Source organism: Halobacillus sp. A1, assembly GCF_024189295.1.
Classification (GTDB): domain Bacteria; phylum Bacillota; class Bacilli; order Bacillales; family Halobacillaceae; genus Halobacillus_A.
Genome location: NZ_JAIZEN010000087.1, coordinates 1 through 262, shown reverse-complemented (window position 1 = coordinate 262; position 262 = coordinate 1). Strand labels below are relative to the sequence as shown.

1 protein-coding gene is annotated in these 262 nt (G+C 38.9%); it reads right to left on the bottom strand.

Going from position 1 to position 262, the window contains the following annotated elements; all coding sequences use genetic code 11:
* On the bottom strand, positions 1-262 hold a 262-nt coding region (locus LF817_RS20110; protein WP_253937574.1), incomplete at both ends, for an IS3 family transposase.

Here is a 262-nt window from a genome sequence, read left to right as displayed (position 1 = left end):
AGATATACGTGATATCTGTTAAGAGGACTCTGTGTGGTTCTTGTTGATCGAACTGACGCTCCAGCTTATTTTCACATGTTTTATGTTCTTGCGTCGCTTGAGCGATTTGTTTATAAGGGTTCGCTCTTTGAATCGTACACATCAGGTTATATTTTTTCATGATACGCCGAATACGCTTATGGTTCATTACGATATGTTCATCGTTCTCTACCATCATTTTGATCTGAAGAGCTCCTACTTTACCGTGACGTTGATCATATAC